Annotated in this window: 16 protein-coding genes; 11 read left to right on the top strand and 5 right to left on the bottom strand. The window is 71.7% G+C overall.

Translation table 11 applies throughout. The features are described from left to right. Positions 1-286: 286 nt before the first annotated feature. Positions 287-943 (top strand): M15 family metallopeptidase, encoded by a 657-nt coding sequence (locus tag E4N62_RS02905; RefSeq protein WP_184894261.1) that lies wholly within the window; start codon positions 287-289, stop codon positions 941-943. A gap of 313 nt (positions 944-1256) precedes the next feature. On the opposite strand, the gene E4N62_RS02900 is transcribed toward E4N62_RS02905, so the two are convergent. Together E4N62_RS02900 and E4N62_RS02895 are read right to left on the bottom strand one after the other, a co-directional pair. Next, the gene (locus tag E4N62_RS02900; protein ID WP_230211780.1) at positions 1257-1697 is read right to left on the bottom strand and encodes a protein phosphatase; all 441 of its coding nucleotides are present in this window, start codon (positions 1695-1697) and stop codon (positions 1257-1259) included. Between the two features lie 3 nt (positions 1698-1700). After that, on the bottom strand, positions 1701-2441 hold the full coding sequence (locus tag E4N62_RS02895) for a FadR/GntR family transcriptional regulator (RefSeq protein ID WP_184898517.1): 741 nt from the start codon (positions 2439-2441) through the stop codon (positions 1701-1703). A gap of 283 nt (positions 2442-2724) precedes the next feature. Between E4N62_RS02895 and E4N62_RS02890 the strand changes: the two genes are divergently transcribed. The 5 genes from E4N62_RS02890 to E4N62_RS02870 all read left to right on the top strand — a co-directional run bounded on the left by E4N62_RS02890 (position 2725) and on the right by E4N62_RS02870 (position 9519). Continuing rightward, positions 2725-4353 carry an ABC transporter substrate-binding protein gene (locus tag E4N62_RS02890; RefSeq protein WP_230211779.1) on the top strand — a complete coding sequence of 543 codons (1629 nt, stop codon included), beginning with the start codon at positions 2725-2727 and terminating at the stop codon, positions 4351-4353. 1 nt (position 4354) lies between these two features. Further along, the gene (locus tag E4N62_RS02885; protein ID WP_230211778.1) at positions 4355-5314 is read left to right on the top strand and encodes an ABC transporter permease; all 960 of its coding nucleotides are present in this window, start codon (positions 4355-4357) and stop codon (positions 5312-5314) included. Between the two features lie 70 nt (positions 5315-5384). Further along, the gene (locus E4N62_RS02880) at positions 5385-7514 is read left to right on the top strand and encodes a dipeptide/oligopeptide/nickel ABC transporter permease/ATP-binding protein (protein ID WP_230211777.1); all 2130 of its coding nucleotides are present in this window, start codon (positions 5385-5387) and stop codon (positions 7512-7514) included. Further along, complete coding sequence (locus E4N62_RS02875) at positions 7511-8605, top strand: ABC transporter ATP-binding protein (RefSeq protein ID WP_230211776.1); 1095 nt, start codon at positions 7511-7513, stop codon at positions 8603-8605. The genes E4N62_RS02880 and E4N62_RS02875 overlap by 4 nt, the downstream gene beginning before the upstream one ends. After that, positions 8584-9519, top strand: coding sequence for a dihydrodipicolinate synthase family protein (locus tag E4N62_RS02870; RefSeq protein ID WP_230211775.1), 936 nt, complete (start codon positions 8584-8586; stop codon positions 9517-9519). Before E4N62_RS02875 ends, E4N62_RS02870 begins: the two co-directional genes overlap by 22 nt. 108 nt (positions 9520-9627) lie before the next feature. Here the strand turns inward: E4N62_RS02870 and E4N62_RS02865 are convergent, their stop codons facing one another. Both E4N62_RS02865 and leuA read right to left on the bottom strand, forming a co-directional pair. Next, complete coding sequence (locus tag E4N62_RS02865) at positions 9628-10359, bottom strand: TerB family tellurite resistance protein (protein WP_374116912.1); 732 nt, start codon at positions 10357-10359, stop codon at positions 9628-9630. A 219-nt stretch (positions 10360-10578) separates the two neighbouring features. Continuing rightward, a complete protein-coding gene (gene leuA, locus E4N62_RS02860; RefSeq protein ID WP_230211774.1) occupies positions 10579-12300 on the bottom strand; it encodes a 2-isopropylmalate synthase in 1722 nt (573 codons plus the stop codon). 382 nt (positions 12301-12682) lie between these two features. On the opposite strand from leuA, the gene E4N62_RS02855 reads away from it, so the two are divergent. From E4N62_RS02855 to E4N62_RS02835, 5 genes are all read left to right on the top strand, one after another. Beyond that, positions 12683-13753 (top strand): M4 family metallopeptidase, encoded by a 1071-nt coding sequence (locus E4N62_RS02855; protein WP_184894249.1) that lies wholly within the window; start codon positions 12683-12685, stop codon positions 13751-13753. A 58-nt stretch (positions 13754-13811) separates the two neighbouring features. Further along, positions 13812-14078, top strand: coding sequence for a protealysin inhibitor emfourin (locus E4N62_RS02850; RefSeq protein WP_230211773.1), 267 nt, complete (start codon positions 13812-13814; stop codon positions 14076-14078). Positions 14079-14166: 88 nt separating this feature from the next. Next, positions 14167-15501, top strand: a complete 1335-nt coding sequence (locus E4N62_RS02845; protein WP_230211772.1) for a GH1 family beta-glucosidase — start codon at positions 14167-14169, stop codon at positions 15499-15501. Further along, entirely contained in the window at positions 15498-16751 is a 1254-nt protein-coding gene (locus tag E4N62_RS02840) for an MFS transporter (protein WP_230211771.1), read from the top strand. The genes E4N62_RS02845 and E4N62_RS02840 overlap by 4 nt, the downstream gene beginning before the upstream one ends. Before the next feature lie 209 nt (positions 16752-16960). After that, on the top strand, positions 16961-18898 hold the full coding sequence (locus E4N62_RS02835) for a protein-arginine deiminase domain-containing protein (protein WP_230211770.1): 1938 nt from the start codon (positions 16961-16963) through the stop codon (positions 18896-18898). A 69-nt stretch (positions 18899-18967) separates the two neighbouring features. Here E4N62_RS02835 and E4N62_RS02830 read toward each other — a convergent pair whose 3' ends face one another. Further along, the gene (locus tag E4N62_RS02830) at positions 18968-19681 is read right to left on the bottom strand and encodes a VOC family protein (RefSeq protein ID WP_230211769.1); all 714 of its coding nucleotides are present in this window, start codon (positions 19679-19681) and stop codon (positions 18968-18970) included. Positions 19682-19690: the final 9 nt, after the last annotated feature.

Genomic DNA, 19690 nt, shown 5'->3' with positions numbered 1-19690 from the left:
AGCGGAGTCCGCCATTCTCGTTGTTCTCGGGGGAACAACGGATCGGCCGGGCGACCACCGCCCGGCCGGTCGGCCCACCGGAGCGCACAGGGGACGGACCGGTGGGAACGTGACAACAGTGGAATCGCACGAGCAGGACGGGCTGGGGGGACGCCCGGAGCCAGGCCACGAACCACCACTCAAGGGGGGAGGCCCCCGGGGAGGGACATCAGGGGATCAAGTCCCTCCCCGGGGTGCTGCCGCACACCCCGACGCATCGCACCTCCCGCCCGGTGGAAGACGACGCATGCCTTCGATCATCCTCATGAGCGACCCCGAGGTCGCCGGTGTCCCGGTCCAGGAGTGCGGTGAGCCCCTCGTCGATCTGAGGGAGCTGCCCTTCGTGGTGGTCGACTCCCGTCAGGCCGACCCCGAGGGGGCGTACGCGCACCTGCGTGAGGGCGTCGCCTGGCGTCTCGCGCGGGCCGCCCGGCTGCTGCCCGACGGGCTGCGGCTGCTGGTCACCGAGGGATACCGGCCGCTGGCCCTGCAGATCCATTACTTCGAGCGGTACGCCGCCGAGCTGCGGCAGGCCAACCCCGACTGGACGGAGGAGTTCCTCCACGTCCAGACCAGCCGTTCGCTCTCCCCGCCGGAGATCGGGCCGCATGTCGCCGGCGCCGCGGTCGACCTCACCCTGTGCACGGCCGCCGGGGAGGAACTCGACATGGGCACACGCCTGGACGCCAGCCCCGAGGAGAGCGACGACGCCTGCTACACCGACGCGCCCAACATCTCCGACACGGCCCGCCGCAACCGGCGCACCCTCTCGGCGGCGCTCACCACGGCCGGGCTGGTCAACTACCCCACCGAGTGGTGGCACTGGTCGTACGGGGACAGGTACTGGGCGCTGATGACGGGCGCGCCGAACGCGCTGTACGGGCCCGCGAGCACCGGCCCCTAGCCGGACCGGGCCCTGGGCCCTCCGTCCCCGCCGCCCCTACCCGTCCCATCCCCGAGGGCTGCACCCTGCCCCCGTTGTCGCCTCGGCGGCAAACCCCGTAGCGGGGCCAGGGGCAGCACCCTGCGGATGGGACGGGCAGGGTGGCGGGAGGAGGGGCCGCCGTCCTCAACGGACCTTCGCCAGAACGGCGTTCACCGACTGCTGGGAGCCGTCGACCTTGGCGCCCGTGTAGGCGAAGTCCAGCGTGCCGTCCGACAGCCGGGTGAGGGTGGCCCGTTCCTCGGCTCCCCCTCCCCCGAGCCTCCCCCGACGCTCAGCCGAATCTCCGCACGTACCTCCGCTGCCACGGCGTCTCCACCGCGTGCCGGTCGTAGTGCCGGCGCACGTACGCCACGGCCTCCCCGGGCGGGACGCCGTCGAGGACGGCGAGACAGGCCAGCGCCGTACCCGTGCGGCCCTTGCCGCCACCGCACGCGAGCTCGACCCGGTCGACGGCGGCCCGTTCCCAGGCGTCCCGCAGCACCCGGTGCGCCTCCGCCCGGTCGCCGGGCAGCCGGAAGTCGGGCCAGCGCAACCAGCGGGACTCCCAGGGGACTTCGGGCGGCTCCTTGCCGAGGAGGTACACGGCGTAGGTGGGGACCGTGCCGTCGGGCAGCGGTCGACGCAGCCCCCGGCCGCGCACCAGCCGCCCGGAGGGCAGCCGCAGCACACCGGCGTCGGCGGGGTCCCACGGCTCGGTCGGGGTCTTTCCCATGGCCTAGCCCACCCCCCGCGAGGCCTGCGCCGCCCTCGCCTCGATGCCTCTGAAGTGGTCGGACATCGCCCGCTGGGCGCCCTCGACGTCGCGGGCGCGCAGGGCGGCCACGATGTCCCGGTGGCGGCGGACCGTCAGCTCGGGGGTGGGGTCGTCGGTCCAGCCGCGGGCGCCCGCGACCCGCAGGAAGACGGTCCAGAAGGCGCCGAGGAGCTGCGGGATGAGCGCGTTGCCGAGGGAGGCGTAGAGGAGTTCGTGGAAGTCGCGGTCGAGTTCGGCGACGGGTTCGCCCGCCTGCCCGGCCGCCTCCATCCGGTCGACGACGGCCGCGAGCGCGTCCAGTTCGTCGTCCGTGAGGGTGCCCGCGACCCGTCGTACGAGGCCGTCCTCCAGCACCTCGCGGACCTGGAGGATCTCGGCGAGCGCGGCGGTGTCGCCGTCGGGCCGGGCCAGGGTGCGGAAGGTCAGGCCGTCGACGAGGGGGGTGAGGGAGGCCTCGCCGACATAGGTGCCGTAGCCGTGCCGGATGTCGACTATGTCGAGGGCCTGGAGGGCCTTGAGGGCCTCGCGGACGGAGTTGCGGCTGACGCCGAGGTCCTCCATCAGCTCCGTCTCGGTGGGCAGGGGCGCGCCCGCCCGGAGCCCGCGGTCGAGGATCAGCTGCACGATCTCGCGCTGGATCTGGCTGCCCACCCGCCGCTCGGGCCGGCGCCTGCTCCCGCTCTCCTGAGACATGCGCCGCATCGTACGCTCGCCGGACATCCGACGTCCCACCTCCGGACGGGAACCACGTGAAAGGGCCAGGGGAACGCCAGGTTAACGTCCCGTGATCACCCCGGGAAACCCTCTCCCAACGGACCCTCAACTGTCGTCATGTCACACCGGCGTTGATCCGTCATTGGTCGCACCTCTGGCGCGTACGCCATTCGTGTGCGATCTCTTGACCGCCCCCACGGGCGCTCCTAAGGTCACGCTGCTCCCTGTAGGACGTAGGACGTCGTATCTCCTCTCCCTCCCTGGAGGAACCGTGCGCGACGTGATCCGTGACGCCCCGGCACCGAGCCGCCGGTCGCTCCTGAAGTACTCCGGCGCGCTGGGCGCGGCCGCCGCCGTCTCCCCGTCGCTGGCCGCGTGTTCGGCGGGCCCGGAGTCCACCAACGACACCGGCGACCGAGGCGGCGGGAACGGCACGCTGACGGCCGTCATCGGCTACGGCAACGACGGCAGCTGGGACCCGACCCAGACCGCGTCCGCCTTCTGCATGGCGGCCAACAACCACATCTACGAGGGCCTCCTCGACACCGACCCCATCTCGCGCGAGCCGTACGCGGCGCTCGCGACGGCCGTGCCGGGCGACGTCGACGGCACGTCCTGGACCTTCGAGCTGCGGCCCGGCGCCACCTTCCACGACGGCCGGCCGGTCACCGCCGACGACGTCGTCTTCGTGTACGAGCGCATCCTCGACCCCGGCACGCAGACCCTCGCCAAGGGCTTCTTCGTGAGCTGGCTGAAGGAGGTCAGGAAGATCGACGCGCGGACCGTCGAGCTGGTGCTCAGGTTCCCGTTCCCGGACGGCATCGCGCGGCTGACGCTGGCGAAGATCATGCCGAAGCACGTCTTCTCCCGGCCGGGTGCCTGGGAGGAGGCCATCAAGGGCAGGGCGATCGGTTCGGGGCCGTACCGGCAGACCGCGCACCACCCGAAGTCCAACACCACCTTCGAGGCGTACGCCGACTACAACGGGCCCCGCCCGGCCGCCTTCAAGAAGATGAACTGGCTGACCATCGTGGACGCCGCCCCGCGCGTGGCGAAGATCTCCGGGGCGAGCGCGGGCGCGCAGATCGCCGACAACATCCCCTACGCCAACATCGGGCAGCTGGAGAAGGGCGGCATGTCCGTCCAGGGCGGCTCCGGGATGAACAACCTCTTCCTGATGTTCAACACCCGGCGCGAGCCCTTCGACGACGTGCGGGTGCGGCAGGCGCTGCACCACGCGATCGACCGCGACAAGATGATCGAGGTGGCGCTCAAGGGGCACGGGAAACCGGCGAGTTCGTTCCTCGATGAGGGGAACCCGAGCTACCGACCGGCCAAGAGCGTGTACACGTACGACCCCGACAGGGCGAAGGCCCTGCTGGCGGAGGCCGGGGTGAAGGGGCTGCGGATCGAGATCCTGGCGGTGAACGTCAGCTGGATCGTGGACTGTCTGCCGACGATCAAGGCGTCCTGGGACGCGATCGGGGTCGAGACGACGCTCTCGCCGCAGGAGACCACCGCCGTCTTCACGAAGATGGACCAGAAGCAGGACTACCAGGTGGTCGCCGCCGCGTCGAACCCCAACCAGTTCGGGCTCGACGCGGATCTGATCATGCGTTACAACTACGGCCCGCAGAACCTGTGGATGCAGTACGCGCGGTGGGCCGACGATCCGGTGGCCAAGGCACTCTTCAAGGACATGGACCGGGCGACGCGGGAACCGGACGCCGACCGCAAGAGGACGATGGTCCAGGACTACATCGACGTCGTCGCCGAACAGGCCGTGCTCTACCCGGTGGTGCACAACGAGCTGATGACCGCGTGGAACCCGAAGCGGCTGTCGGGGATAAGGGCACAGCCGTATCCGGGGATCAATCTGCTCCAGGCCAAGTGGGTCTAGCGTGGTCGCCGTCCTGCGCATCCTGCTGCGGCGGATCGCCCTGCTCGTTCCGCTGCTGCTCGGGATCATCCTGTTCGTCTTCGTGGTCATGCGGTTCTCGGACGTCGACCCGGCCTCCGCGTTCTTCCAGGGCGCCAATCCCACACCGGAGCAGCTGCACGAGTTCCGGGAGGAGAACGGGCTGCTGGATCCGCTGCCGGTCCGCTACGCCGGCTTCGTCGGCGATCTGCTGCACGGGGACCTGGGGATCAGCGCGCTCACCCGGGCACCCGTGGTCGACCAGGTGACGACCGCGCTGCCGCTCACGCTCCAGCTGACCTTCCTCGGGCTGGGGATCGCGGTCGTGCTGGCGCTGCTCGGCGGGGTGACGGCGGCGATCCACCGGGACCGGCTGCCGGACCAGTTCATCCGGGTGGTGTCGCTGACCGGGGTGGCCGCGCCCGGGTTCTGGCTGGCGCTGCTGATGATCCAGTACCTGGCGGTGGACCTGGGCTGGTTCCCGACGGGCGGGTACGTCAACCCGGCGGACTCCTTCACGGGGTGGCTGCGGACGATGACCCTGCCGGCGCTCGCGCTGTCGCTGCCGGTGGCGGCGCAGCTGACCCGGATCGTGCGGACGGCGGTCGTCGAGGAGCTGGACAAGGACTATGTGCGGACGGCGATCGGCAGCGGGCTGCCGCCCCGGGTGGTGGTGGGCCGGAACGTGCTGCGGAACGCGCTGATCAACCCGCTGACCGTGCTGGGGCTGCGCGTGGGCTATCTGCTCGGCGGCGCGGTCGTCATCGAGACGATCTTCTCGCTGCCCGGCATGGGCAAGCTGATGATCGACGCCGTGAAGAACGGCGATCCGGCGGTCGTCCAGGGGGTCGTCCTGACCACGGCGGTCGGCTTCGTGGTCGTGAACCTCGTGATCGACGTCCTCTACCTGCTGGTGAACCCCCGTATCAGGGAGGCGAGTTGACACCCTCCGAGGGACGTGGACCGTGGGCCGCAACCCGTGTACGGGCGCTCGGGCGGGAGCTGATGCCCTGATGTTCGGTCTGATCGTGACCACGCGCAGGCGCCTGACCGAGGCCCTGTCCCGGCCCGGTGTCCGGCCGCGCCCCTGGCGCGGGCTGCCGCCGCTGTCCCGGATCGCGGTGTGCTTCCTGGCGGTCGTGGTCCTCACCGCGCTCCTCGCCCCGTGGCTCGCCCCGCACGACCCGCTCGACCAGCAGAGCCTGGTCGACGGTACCGGCGCGCCCTCCGCCGACCACTGGATGGGCCAGGACAGCCTCGGCCGGGACATCCTGAGCCGGCTGATGTACGGGGCCCGCTGGTCGCTGGCGATCGGACTCGGCGCGACCGCGCTGGCCCTCGTCGTGGGCGCGGTCGTCGGCGCCGTCGCGGCGACCTCGCGCAAGGCGGTCGACGAGACGCTGATGCGCTGCCTGGACGTGGTCATGGCGTTCCCCGGCATCGCGCTCGCCGCCGTGCTGGTCGCCGTCTTCGGCGGCGGGATCACCGTGCTGATCTGCGCGATCGCGTTCCTGTTCACCCCGCCGGTCGCCCGGGTCGTCCGGGCCAACGTCCTCGACCAGTACGGCGAGGACTATGTGACCGCCGAGCGGGTGATAGGGGCCCGCACCCCGCACATCGTGCTCCGGCACGTGGCGATCAACTGCGCGGCCCCGGTGCTCGTGTTCTGCACCGTCCAGGTCGCCGAGGCGATCGTCTTCGAGGCGTCGCTGTCCTTCATCGGCGCGGGCGTACGGCCGCCGGACCCGTCCTGGGGCAGTGTCATCGCGGACGGCAAGAACATGGTGCTCACCGGCGGCTGGTGGGCGACCGTCTTCCCCGGCCTGCTGATGCTGGTCACGGTCCTCTGCCTGAACATCCTCTCCGAGGGCGTCTCCGACGCGTGGGCCGCACCGGCCGCGCGGGCCACGGGGCCGGGAGGGCCGGAGCCCCTGGAGGGGACGGACCGACCGCAGCCACGGGAGCGGGCCGACCGGCTGGCGCCACCTGAGCGGGACGGCCAGCTGGCGCCACCGGAGCAGGGCGACCGACCGGAGCCACAGGAGCGGGACAGCCGGCTGGAGGTCACCGGGAGCGGTGGTGGCGCGGAGGCGGTGGGCGGCGGCGAGGGTGCGGAGCTGCCCGGTCTGGTCGAGGCGGCTGCGCGGCTGCGCTCCCGGGCCCGTCCTCTCCCCGAGGGCCGGCCCGTGCTGTCCGTGCGGGACCTGGCGATCGGCTTCGACGAACGGCACCGGGGCATGGACATCGTCGACGGCATCAGCTTCGAGGTCCGCCCCGGTGAAGTGCTGGGCCTGGTCGGCGAGTCGGGCTGCGGCAAGTCGCTGACCGCGCTGACGGTGATGGGCCTGCAACCGAGGGGTGCCCGCGTACGCGGACAGGTCCTCTTCGGCGAGCGGCAGTTGGTGGGCGAGCCGATGCGGGCCCGGCGCCGGCTGCTCGGCCACGAGATGGCGATGGTCCACCAGGACGCCCTGTCCTCGCTGAACCCGGCGATGACCGTCCGCGCCCAGCTGAAGCAGGTGGTGCGCAGGGGCGGCAGACGCCCCGCGCCCGAACTGCTGCGCCTGGTCGGCCTGGACCCCGACCGCACCCTGCGCAGCTATCCGCACGAACTCTCCGGCGGCCAGCGCCAACGCGTCCTCATCGCGATGGCCCTGTCCCGCGATCCCCGGCTGATCGTGGCCGACGAGCCGACGACCGCGCTCGACGTCACCGTGCAGGCCCAGATCATCGAACTGCTGCTGCGGCTGCGCGCGGAACTCGGCTTCGCGCTGATCCTCGTCTCCCACGACCTGGCCCTGGTCGCGGACGTGACCGACCGGGTGGTGGTGATGTACGGCGGACAGATCGTCGAGACGGGCGTGACGGCGGACCTGGTGGAGCGGCCCTCCCACCCCTACACGCGCGGGCTGCTGGGCAGCGTCCTCTCCCTGGAGTCGGCGGCCGAGCGGATGACCCAGATCAGGGGTGTCGTCCCCGCCCCCGCCGACTTCCCGGCGGGCTGCCGCTTCGCCGACCGCTGTCCCCGGGCGAGCGAGGTCTGCCGTACGACGGCCCCCGCCCTGCTGGGCGGCCGTACGCACACGGCGGCCTGCCACCACCCGGTGGTGGACCTCACGGACGGGAGGAAGACGGTCGGATGAACGCGCTCGTGGAGGTCTCCGGCGCCCATGTCGTCCACCGGGCGCGCGGTGGCGGGTTGTTCACCCGGGACCGGGTGTACGCCCTGACCGACGCCGACCTGGTGATCGCGCCCGGTGAGACGGTGGGCGTGGTGGGCGAGTCGGGGTGCGGCAAGTCGACGCTGGCGAAGCTGCTGGTGGGGGTGGACCGGCCGACGTCCGGGACGGTGGCGTTCCGGGGCCGGGACCTGTGGTCGATGTCTCCGGGCGAGCGCCGGGCGACCGTCGGCGGCGGCGCGGGCATGATCTTCCAGGACCCTTCGACGGCCCTGAACCGCCGGCTGACGGTCCACCGCATCCTCCGGGACCCGCTGGACGTGCACCGGCGCGGCACCCCGGCCGAACGGGAGGATCGGGTGCGGGAGTTGATGTCACTGGTCGGCCTGCCCCCGGCGCTCGCGGACGCTCTGCCCGGACAGCTCTCCGGCGGCCAGCGGCAACGCGTGGCGATCGCGCGGGCGTTGGCGCTGGAACCGGAGCTGGTGGTCGCGGACGAGCCGACGAGCGCGCTGGACGTCTCGGTCCGCGCCCAGATCCTCAACCTGCTCCTGGACCTCGGGGAACGCCTCGGTCTGGCGCTGGTCTTCGTCTCGCACGACATCCAGACGGTTCGGCGGATGAGCGACCGGGTGGTCACCATGTATCTGGGCCGGATCGTGGAGGAGACCCCGGCGGCCCTGGTCACCGGCCGCGCCCGGCACCCGTACACCCGCGCGCTGTTCTCGGCGACGCCGGGCCTGCTGGACCCGATCGACCCGATCCCCCTGGTGGGCCCGGTCCCGTCGGCGACCCGGCCGCCGAGCGGCTGCCCGTTCCGTACCCGCTGCTGGAAGGCGGACGACGTCTGCGCGGAGATCATGCCGGGCTTCGCGGCCGCGTCGGCCCCCGGACACCGCTTCCGCTGCCACCATCCTGTGCAGGAGACGGACTCGACGCGGGACCTGGTCGCCCAGGCGGTGGCCGCGCCCGCGCCGGACTCCGTCCGCGATGCCCAGCGACGTCCAGCCAAGTCCAGCACCAGGGAGCCGCCATGCCCTTCCCCGCCCCGCTGACCGGTGTCATCCCGCCCGTCTGCACGCCTCTGACACCGGATCGCGAGGTGGACGTCCCCTCGCTGGTCCGGCTGGTCGACCATCTCGTGGCGGGCGGGGTGGACGCGCTGTTCGTGCTCGGTTCGTCGTCGGAGGCGGCCTTCCTGACGGACGCGCAGCGGCGGCGGGTCGTGGAGACCGTGGTCGGCCACGTCGGCGGCCAACTCCCCATCCTCGCCGGGGCGATCGACATGACCACGCCGCGTGTCCTGGACCACGTCCGCGCCGTGACCGCCGCCGGGGCGGAGGCCGTCGTGGCGACCGCCCCCTTCTACGCGCGCACCCACCCGGCGGAGATCTCCCGCCACTACCGGCTGCTCGCCGCCGGCTCCCCCGTCCCCGTCTTCGCCTACGACATCCCGGTCGCCGTCCACTGCACGCTGCCCGCCGAGGTGGTCCTGGAGCTGGCGGCGGACGGGGTCCTCGCCGGCCTGAAGGACTCCAGCGGCGACCTGGCCGCGTTCCGCAGGATCGTCACGGGTGCGCGCACCGATCCCGCCGTCACCGGTCTCAGCGTCCTCACCGGTTCCGAACTCCTCGTGGACTCCGCGCTGGCCCTGGGCGCCGACGGCGCGGTGCCGGGGCTGGCGAACGTCGATCCCGCCGGGTACGTCCGCCTCCACCGCCTCTTCCGGGCCGGCGACCTGGACCGGGCGCGCGCCGAGCAGGAGCGCCTGTGCGCCCTCTTCGGCATGGCCGGCGCCGGCGACCCGGCCCGCATGGGCGGCTCGTCCTCCGCCCTCGGCGCCTTCAAGGCCGCCCTGCACCTGCGTGGCGTCATCGCCTGCCCGGCCACGGCGGAACCCCAGGTCCCGCTGTCGGAGGCGGAGACCGAGCGAGTCGGCAAGTACCTGGCGGCGGCGGGCCTGCTCTGAGGCCCCAGGAGCCGGGGGTCCTCAGATCGCTCCCGGGGCACCCTCGCCGACTGGCATAGGCGGTGTCCTGCTGGAACGGGGTCCCGCTGAGACGGGGTCCGGGTCCGGTCAGGACGGGGTCCGGGCCGCCGTGAGGAGGCGGGTCACGTCGTCGGCGCAGATCGTGAGCGCCGCTCCCACCGTGGCCAGCGCGTCCCGTTCCGCCGGGGTGTACGGCCCGTCCGCCAGGGCGATCCGCGCGCCCTGGAGCAGGATCGCCTCGCGCCCGGTCGGGGCGAGGTGGGGTGCCAGCGGGTCCAGGGCCTCGTGGAGCTCTATGGCGAGACCGGGGCCGCAGGGTTCGCCGTGGATTCGGCCGGTGTCGGCGGCCAGGGCCTCGACCAGGGCGCCGAGTTGGTCCTCCGTGCAGTCGTCGAACCCGGCGGAGCGGACGGCGCCGGCAGCGACGGTCAGCGAGGTCCGCGAGCAGGTGCCGCCGGCCGCGAGCACGGCGAGGGCGACGGTGTGGACGGCGTCGCGGAGCATCGCGGAGAAGCGGGTGGTGGTGGGGTGGTCGAGGACGTCGAGGGTGTAGTGGTGGCGGCAGGCCGCGCATTCGACGACGGGCCCGGTCTCGCCGCGGGGCAGCACGGGGACGCCGAGGAGGGTGAAGCGGCGGCGGCCGGTGAGGCGCTGGTAGTTGCGGTCGCCTCCGCAGCCGGGGCAGAAGAACTCGCCGTCACCGACGCCCGTCCACGCGATCCGGGTCCCCAGCACACGCGAGAAGCCGGTGGCACGGCTGGTCCGCCCGTCGCGGGCGAGCGCGGCGGCACGGCCGATCGGGTCCCGTCCTGGCAGCACGTCGCACCTCCGTAACTCCCCCACACACGGCCCCTTGGGCGCGGGAAGTGCCTCCTCGGCAACATTGCCGCGCTTGCGTGATGTTAGCCACATCGGTGAGGCGCAGTCAGTACTCCGGACGAGGCCTTCCCGCGACCTGCACACGGTTTGGCCGGTTAACGACGGGTCCCGTTCGCCGGAATCCGGTGAACGGGACCTTCAAACCGCCGGTCAGGCTGGTCAGCGGGCCGCTCGGTTGACGGCGGAGACGACCGCCTTCAGCGAGGCACGCGTCGTGTTCGCGTCGATCCCGATGCCCCACAGGACCTTGTCCTCGATGGCGACCTCGATGTACGAGGCGGCCTGCGCGGAGGCGCCCTCGCTCATCGTGTGCTCCTGGTAGTCCAGCAGACGCGCGTCGATCCCGATGCCCTGCAGCGCGTCGAAGAACGCCGAGATCGGGCCGTTGCCGGTGCCGACCAGAGTGGCCCCGACGCCGTCGACCTCGGCCTCCACGGTCAGCGTGTCCACGCCGTCCTTGTCGGTGGTCGACTGGTTGTTGCGGACCTGGACGCGGCCCCACGGGTTGTCGGGGTTGGGCAGGTACTCGTCCTGGAAGACCGCCCAGATGTCGGAGCCGGTGACCTCGCCGCCCTCGGCGTCCGTCTTCGCCTGGATCAGCTTGGAGAACTCGATCTGCATCCGGCGCGGCAGGTCCAGCTTGTGGTCGTTCTTCAGGACGTACGCGATACCGCCCTTGCCGGACTGCGAGTTGACCCGGATGACGGCCTCGTAGGACCGGCCGACGTCCTTGGGGTCGATCGGCAGGTACGGGACGGCCCACTCGATGTCGTCGACCGTCTTGCCCTGCTCCTTCGCGGACGCCTCCATGGCGTCGAAGCCCTTCTTGATGGCGTCCTGGTGGGAGCCGGAGAAGGACGTGTAGACCAGGTCGCCCACGTACGGGTGGCGTGGGTGGACCTCCATCTGGTTGCAGTACTCCCACGTGCGACGGATCTCGTCGATGTCGGAGAAGTCGATCTGCGGGTCGACGCCCTGCGAGAACAGGTTCATGCCCAGGGTGACCAGGTCGACGTTGCCGGTGCGCTCGCCCTGCCCGAACAGACAGCCCTCGACACGGTCGGCGCCGGCCATCAGCGCCAGCTCGGCCGCCGCGACGGCGGTGCCGCGGTCGTTGTGCGGGTGGACGGAGATGCAGACGTGCTCGCGGCGGGAGATGTTGCGGCCCATCCACTCGAAGCGGTCCGCGTGCGTCGACGGCGTCGAACGCTCCACCGTGGCGGGCAGGTTGAGGATGATCTCGCGGCCCGGACCGGGCTGCCAGACGTCCATGACCGCCTCGCAGACCTCCAGGGCGAAGTCCAGCTCGGTGTCGGTGAAGATCTCCGGGCTGTACTGGTACCCGAACTCCGTCTCCGGGCCCAGCAGCTTCTCCGCGTACTCCATCACCAGCCGCGTACCGTCCACGGCGATCTGCTTGATGTCGTCCTTGGAGCCCCGGAAGACGACCCGGCGGAAGACGGGCGCGGTGGCGTTGTACAGGTGGACGGTGGCCCGCTTGGCGCCCTTCAGGGACTCCACGGTCCGCTCGATCAGGTCCTCACGGGCCTGGGTCAGTACGGAGATGGTGACGTCGTCCGGGATGACGCCCGGCTCCTCGATGATCGACCGTACGAAGTCGAAGTCCGTCTGTCCGGACGCGGGGAAGCCGACCTCGATCTCCTTGTAGCCCATCTTGACCAGCTGGTCGAACATCCGGCGCTTGCGCTCGGGCGACATCGGGTCGATCAGGGACTGGTTGCCGTCGCGCAGGTCGGTGGAGAGCCAGCGGGGGGCGACGGTGATCCGGTTGTTCGGCCACGTGCGGTCGGGGATGTCGACCTGCTCGTACTGCCCGTACTTGTGGATCGGCATGGACGTGGGCTGCTGGCGGTTCGCCATGGTGCGTGGGCTCCTCGATGGTCCGGAAAGGACGGCCGACGACGCAACGCCAAAGCACCGCGGGGAGGGGGTCGGCCTCGACTACAGGCCCTCGCCGCGGCAGCTAAGGAGAAGCAGCCCGAAACGCATGATGCGGAGCAGCCTAGCCGAGTCCGGCGCGGTGCGGGGGGCCGTATCAGTATGCGGGACCGAGGAAGATCAAGGGACAAAAGGTGCGCAATGCCACACCGCCCACGACAGCGCGCCCGGCCGCGACGGCACGGAAAGCCGAAGTCAACCCTCAGTAACACGGCACAGACGATACGCAACCCATACAGCGACATTTCACCAATCATGGTTGCCCCCAGTGACAGCCCCCGAACGGAGTGCAATCGTGCGGGACATGACCACCAACGGGGGCCACGAGCCCGTCTTCTGCACAGTCGTCCCACCCCACGTCCTCGACAAGCTCTCCCAGGCCGAGGACCCGGTGCTCGCCGGCGCCGCGCGCAAGACCCTGGAGCGCGACGCCCTCGAACGCACCCACCGCCGCCTGACCACGGTCGTCGGCGCCCCGTCCGTCACCGCGCCCCTCGGCGCCGAGGCGGGCACCCCGCACCGCACGATCCACGACGCCCGCCACGGCACGGACCTGCCCGGCAGGAAGGTGCGCGGCGAGGGCGACGCACCCGGCAAGGACGCCACGGTCAACCGCGCGTACGCGGGCCTGGGGGCCACGTACGAACTGTTCTGGAAGTCCTTCGCCCGCGACTCCATCGACGGCAACGGGCTGCCGCTGGACGCGACCGTGCACTACGAGCGCGACTACAACAACGCCTTCTGGAACGGCGAACAGATGGTGTTCGGCGACGGGGACGGCGAGATCTTCCTCGACTTCACCATCCCGATCGACGTCATCGGCCACGAACTCAGCCACGGCGTCACCCAGTACACGGCGAACCTCACGTACTTCGGCCAGCCGGGCGCGCTCAACGAGTCGATGTCGGACGTCTTCGGCGCCCTCATCAAGCAGTACACGCTCGGCCAGACCGCCGCCGAGGCGGACTGGCTGATCGGCGCCGGCCTGCTGGCGCCCCGCGTCACCGGGGTCGCGCTCCGCTCGATGAAGGCCCCGGGCACGGCGTACGACGACGACGTCCTCGGCAAGGACCCGCAGCCGGCGACCATGGACGACTTCGTCCGCACGGGCCGCGACAACGGCGGTGTGCACATCAACTCCGGTATCCCCAACCACGCGTTCTACCTCGTGGCCACCGCGCTCGGCGGCCACGCCTGGGAGCGGGCCGGACAGATCTGGTACGACGTCCTCACCGGCGGCCAACTGGACAAGCAGGCCCTCTTCGTCGACTTCGCCACACTCACGGTCAGGGCGGCGAAGGACCGCTACGGACAGGGTGACGAACTGACGGCGGTGCTGAAAGCCTGGGAGCAGGTGGGTGTGCGGACCCTGTAGGGCGCGGCGGGCGGCGGCGGTGCTGCGCCGCGGCCCCGATCCGTACTAGACAGGACCCATGCGGATTGAAGTGCGGCGCACGGGCGGTTTCGCGGGCATCGAGCGGCACGCGGTGGTGGACACCGCCGGGCGGCCCGATGCCCCCGACTGGCACGCCCTGGCCGAACGGGCCCTCACCACCGGCCGGGGTTCGCCGGGGCTCGGGGTGCCGGACGGTTTCTCGTACGAGATCACGGTGGACGGCAGGGTCGTGCGCTGCGCGGACCCCACGCTGTCGGAGGAGCAGCGGGAGCTGATCAGAAGGGTGCTCAAGGAGGGTGCGTGAGCGCGCCGACGGCGGTGCTCCGGGTGCGTAACGGGCACTTCACCCTCGGGCGTTGACTTCCGTTACCCGTGGTACGGATGATCCGCCCATGGCGACGAACGCGACCAACCCGATACCCCGGTTCCCCGCAGGCTTCCTGTGGGGCGTCTCGACCTCCGCGCATCAGATCGAGGGGGCCGCGGACGAGCGCGAGCCGTCCGTGTGGGACACCTTCTCGGCCGAGCCGGGCCGGATCAAGGACGGCTCGACGGCGGCGGTGGCCTGCGACCACTTCCACCGCTACCCGCAGGACGTGGCCCTCCTGCGCGACCTGGGGGTCGGCGCGTACCGCTTCTCGGTCTCCTGGCCCCGGGTGAACACCCCGAACGGCCTGGACTTCTACGACCGGTTGGTGGACGAGCTGGTGGGCGCCGGCGTACGCCCCGTGCCGACCCTCTTCCACTGGGACCTGCCGGCGTCGCTGGCGGAGACCGGCGGCTGGCTCAACCGGGACACGGCCGAGCGGTTCGCCGAGTACGCCGCCGTCGTGGCCGCCCGGCTCGGCGACCGCGTGGGCAAGTGGATCACCCTCAACGAGCCCGCCGAGCACACGCTGCTGGGCCACGCCCTCGGCACCCACGCGCCCGGCAAGCAGCTGATGTTCGACGCGCTCCCGGCCGCCCACCACCAGCTGCTGGGCCACGGCCTGGCCGTACGGGCGCTGCGCGCGGCCGGTGCCACGGACATCGGCATCGCCAACTCGCACGGGCCGACCTGGGCCGCGTCTCAGGAGCAGGCGGACGTCGAGGCCGCCGGCTTCTACGACCTGCTTCTCAACCGCCTGTTCGCGGAACCGGTCCTGTTGGGCGAATACCCCGAGGGGATAGGCGAGTTGATGCCGGGCACGGACATCGACTCCGACCTGAAGACCATCTCCGAGCCGATCGACTGGTACGGCGTCAACTACTACGCGCCGACCCGGGTGGGCGCCCCCGAGGGCGAGGACATCGAGTTCGGCGGCGTCTCCATCCCGGCCGAGCTGCCCTTCACCGTCAAGCAGATCGAGAACGTCCCCACCACCGACTTCGGCTGGCCGGTCGTCCCCGAGGGCCTCACCGAACTCCTCACCGGCTTCCGCGACCGCTACGGCGACCGGCTGCCGCCCGTCGTCGTCACCGAGAACGGCTGCTCCTACGAGGGCGTCGACGACCAGGAGCGCATCGCCTACCTCGACGGCCATGTGCGCGCGCTGCGCGAGGCGGTGGCGGCGGGCGTCGACGTCCGCGGCTACTTCGTGTGGTCCCTGCTCGACAACTTCGAGTGGGCCGAGGGGTATGCGCGGCGGTTCGGCCTGGTCCACGTGGACTTCGAGACGCAGGAGCGGACCCCGAAGGCGTCGTACGCCTGGTACCGGGACCTGCTGCGGGCCCAGAGCAGAGCATGACGACCACACGGCCGACGGACGCCCTCGCCGAGCCCGTCGAGCGGGTCGGCGGGGGCTGGACCTCTGCCCTGGCGCTGGCCAACGCGGCGATCTGGGTGGGCTGGTACGGCCCGCTGCAGATTCTGCTGGCCTCCCAGGCGGAGGACTTCGCCCCCGGCGCGAGCATGTCGAAGGAGTCGGTGCTGGCGTGGGTGACCGGTGCCGGGGCGGTCGTCTCGCTGCTGGCCACGCCGCTGTTCGGGGCGCTGTCGGACCGTACGACGTCCCGCCGGGGCCGCCGTACACCGTGGATCGTGGCGGGGTCCGCCGGCGGGGCGGTGTCGCTGCTGCTGCTCGCGGGCGCGGGCGGGCTGTGGGCCATGGTGGCCGGCTGGTGTCTGGTGCAGCTCACGCTGAACGCGTCCTGGGCGGCGGTCACCGCGGCGGTCCCGGATCAGGTGCCGCGGCTCCAACGGGGCGCCGTGGGCGGCTGGTTGGGGGCGGCGCAGATCCTGGGCGTGGTCGGCGGCACCGGGCTGGCGACCCTGGGCGGGGGCATCGGCGCGGGGTACGCGGCGTGTGCGGTGTTCACGCTGGTGGGCGTGTTGCCGTACGTGCTGGCACACCGGGATCCCCCGCTGCCGGTGGGAGCCCGCCCGGAGTGGTCGTGGCGGGGGTTCCTGGCGGGCTTCTGGCTGAGCCCGCGGCGCCATCCGGACTTCGCGTGGGCCTGGCTGACGCGCTTCCTCATCAATCTGAGCAACGCCGTCGGCCTGCTCTACCTGCTGTTCTACCTGCGGGACCGGGTCGGCTACCCGGATCCGCAGGAGGGCGTGCTGATCCTCACGGTGGTGAACGCCGCAACGCTGCTGGCGACGGTGGTGGTCTCCGGGGTGTGGTCGGACCGGGTGGGGCGGCGCAAGCCGTTCGTGTACTGGTCGGGCCTGCTGATGGCGGCCGCGACCGGGCTCATCGCCCTCTGGCCGACCTGGCCCGGCGCGCTCGTCGCCTCGGCCCTGCTCGGCCTGGGTTTCGGTGTGTTCACCTCGGTCGACTTCGCCCTCATGACCGATGTCCTGCCGAAGGCCCTCGACCGGGGCAAGGACCTGGGTGTCATCAACGTGGCCAACTCGCTGCCCCAGGTGGCCGCTCCGGTGCTGGCGGCGCCGATCGTGACACATCTCGGCGGCTACCGGACGCTGTATCTGGTGGCGGCGGTGATCGGACTGGCGGGGGCGGTGCTCGTGGGACGGATTCGCGGCGTGGAGTAGGTGGGGGCGCGATCTGCGCGGGACGCGCCCGGCCGTCGCGGTTCACAGCCGACGTGTGGCAGATCACTGTTTGACAGGCGCCGCACAGACAACGGATTCGCGCTCTCGGCCGTCTTCAGTGCTGACCACGCTCGCCGCCGAAGGGACGCTCTGTGCCTACGCGTTCAACCAGACCACTCCGAACCCGCCCCGCACTGCAGGCGATTGCCGTGCTCGCGGTGTCCGGCACGCTCCTCGCGACGCCCTCGCTGGCGGTGCCCTCGGCGTTCGCCGCCGGGGCGCCCCCGACCGATCTGCGCGTGGACACCAACCGCGACGGCACGGTCGATGTCACCGGCACCACCGACACCTCCGGCGAGAACGGCTGGACCGTCGCCCGCGGCGCCCTGATGCTGCCCAACATCGACGACGACACCCGCCGTTGCCCGGCCACCGGCCCCAAGGGCAAGCCCCTGACGGACGCCAAGCTGGCCGCCTGCAACGACGCCTCCGACACCAAGGTGAACGGCACCGCCGACGCCGCCGACCTGGCCCGCGTCCGGTCCGTGCCGATGCGCGGCGTGCCGGCCGGGGCGCAGGGCACCGTGAAGGTGACGGCGGGCGCCGCGCAGACCCGGGTGTTCGTCAAGCGGGGCAAGAAGTGGGAGCCGGTCACCACCAAGACCCGGCTGTCGCGCGCCGAGCTGAAGGCCGGTGTGGAGTTCGGCGTCGAGGCCAAGGACGTCATCCGGGACACCGCCAAGTGGGACGGCCTCGCCCGGATCCGGCTGACGGTGAAGTCCTCGGCCGGCACCTCCGCCGACTCGGTCACCCTGCGCGTGGCCCCGCTCCTCACCCACCACCATCTGCAGAACGCCCAGCAGCTGCTGGTCACCAAGATCTCCGGCGGCAACTACGGCAAGCTCAACGCCGCGTTCCGCAAGGGCCTGGACAAGGCGGCCAAGGACGCCGGCATCACCCGGCCGACGGTGAACTTCACCAAGTACGGGGACATCTGGGCGCAGGACTTCGTCGAGCCCGCGTACGTCAGCATGACCGGCGCGGACGGCAAGCGGCAGTCGATGCGCGTGATGCTGCGCTCCGCCCAGCTGGACCGCGAGTCCGGCCGGGAGCTGTTCGAGAAGCTGCGCGGCCCGAACATCGGTGCCGTGCAGGTGACGGGCGCCAAGGACTCGGAGGAGTGGACGCTCAACTCCATGGGCAACCTGGAGACCATTCCGCCGTACGCCCACGGCGAGCGTTCCTTCCCGGCGGGCCGGATCATCATGGGGCAGCGCCCGGACGTCGGCTCCAAGCCGGCGAAGGTGATGCGGACGTTCCTGAAGTCCCAGGGCATGCAGGACCCGCTGTTCCTCGACACGTCGTGGCTGCACGTGGGCCATGTCGACGAGTTCGTGCAGTTCCTGCCCGCCGACACCCCGCGCGGCTGGAAGATCGCGGTCGCCGACCCCGAGGCGGGGCTGAAGCTGCTGCGCGACGCGAAGGCCACCGGTCACGGCTCGACGAAGATGTTCTCCCTGAAGCTCGGCCCCACGGAGACCATCGCCAAGGCCCTCGCCTCGAAGAACCTGGTCTCCGACAACAACCTCGCCACCCGCAAGATCGAGGCCAACCTCGCGGTGCTCAAGCGCGAGACGGGCGTCACGGACGCCGAGGTCGTCCGTGTCCCGGCCCTCTACACCCAGGGCACGGAGATGGTGGGCGAGACGCAGTCGGGCGACGCCAAGACCCGTCTGCCCCGGCTCAGCCGCCTCGGCGCCGGCGCCGAACTCCCGGACGTGGCACGGGACTACGGCCAGCAGCGTCGTCTCGACGAGACGACGGCGGACCAGGGCGCGAAGGGCCGGGAGGGCTTCGGGGCCGCCTCCCCCGCGGCGCCCGCGCCGTCGGTGATGACCAGCGCGTACGTTCCCGGCGCGGTCAACGGCATCGTCCTCAGCCGCACGAACTACCTGGCGCCGCGCCAGTGGGGCCCGGTCATCGGCGGCAAGGACATCTTCACCGAGGCGGTGACGGCCGCGTACACGAGCGCCGGCATGAAGGTGTCGTACCTGGACGACTGGGAGACGTACCACCTCGGCATGGGTGAGATCCACTGCGGCACGAACACCCTGCGGAGCACCTCCGCCGCCTGGTGGACGCGCTGACACCGGCCACCGCCGGACCCCGCGCGACCTGACGGCCGCCGCCCCGGAGAACCGGGGCGGCGGCTCTTTTCACGTCTGCTCCCGGCCCCGCAGGTCCTCCAGCCGCATCAGGGCGTCGTGCGTGGTGTGCCGTTCCTCGTCGGTGAGTTCGACGGCCGCCGCCCGCGCCAGCGCGCCCGTCGCCGTCTCCTCGTCCCCGAGCCGGAGGGCCACGTCCGCACGCAGCACGAGGAGGTGCAGCAGCTCCGCCCCGGACGGCCGTTCGGCGTCCTCCCGCAGCGCCCGGTCGACGACCCTGGCCGCGCCCGCCGGATCGTTCTTCGAGTCCGCCAGCAGGGAGGCGAGGTGCAGCGCCCGCGCGACGGGCTCCTCCGGGGCGGGCCGGTGGCTCTGGTCCTCGCTGGTCGCCTGCCCGATCCGGACACAGTTGCCGCCCGGGTCGGTCATCAGGAACTGCCGCATGCCGTACGACATGTCCTTCAGCGGTCCCAGACGCGGCAGCCCCCGCGTCGGTATCCGCCCGTACGTCTTCTTCAGGCCCGCCCGGAACGCCGTGTACAGGCCGTCGACATCGTCCGTGCGCACGTAGCACGTGCTGTGGGACTGGGCCGGCTCGTACCGCTTCAGGCCGAAGAACTGGAGTTCGATGCCGCCGCGCACCACCACGGCGTACGGATTGGGGCTGCGCTGCCGGAAAGCGACGTCGAAGCCGAGGGCCTCGTAGAAGTCCAGGAGGGGCTGGAGGGTCTGACACGGAAGGATCGGAATCGTCTTCTCGCCCATGACACCCAC

It is taken from the genome of Streptomyces sp. MNU76 (genome assembly GCF_020982545.1).
Classification (GTDB): Bacteria; Actinomycetota; Actinomycetes; order Streptomycetales; family Streptomycetaceae; genus Streptomyces.
Note: the sequence above shows the minus strand (reverse complement) of the source record. Positions and strands in the feature narration are given on the sequence as shown.